The following is a 409-nucleotide window of genomic DNA, read 5'->3' as shown; positions in this document are numbered from 1 at the left end:
TCAGAGGGTCGAAGGTTCGAGTCCTTCATGGCTCACCAGTACTAAATATCCCAAAAAGTGACGCAAAGCTTCGAAGCATATTCCGACTACTTTTCGGGGACCCCATATGTTAAAATGCGGTCATGGCGGAATTGGCAGACGCGCTAGATTCAGGTTCTAGTGGTGGCAACACCGTGGAGGTTCAAGTCCTCTTGACCGCACCATNNNAAAATGCGGTCATGGCGGAATTGGCAGACGCGCTAGATTCAGGTTCTAGTGGTGGCAACACCGTGGAGGTTCAAGTCCTCTTGACCGCACCATCTACACCACCCCAAAAAGTGAAGCAAAGCTTCGAAGTATATTCCGAGTACTTTTCAGGGACCCCGGTAATCATGCGGACGTAGCTCAATTGGTAGAGCGTCGCCTTGCC

Annotated in this window: 2 tRNA genes; both read left to right on the top strand. The window is 51.0% G+C overall.

Features of this window, described 5'->3' with window-relative positions:
* Positions 1–116 precede the first annotated feature (116 nt).
* Positions 117–203, top strand: a tRNA-Leu gene (locus EIZ37_RS25690).
* A 9-nt stretch (positions 204–212) separates the two neighbouring features.
* Positions 213–299 (top strand) — tRNA-Leu (locus EIZ37_RS25685).
* The last annotated feature ends 110 nt before the right edge of the window (positions 300–409 follow it).

Source organism: Brevibacillus migulae, assembly GCF_004521915.1.
GTDB lineage: Bacteria > Bacillota > Bacilli > Brevibacillales > Brevibacillaceae > Brevibacillus_F > Brevibacillus_F migulae.
The sequence above is the reverse complement of the archived record's forward strand: the minus strand, read 5'-3'. Positions and strand labels throughout refer to the sequence as shown.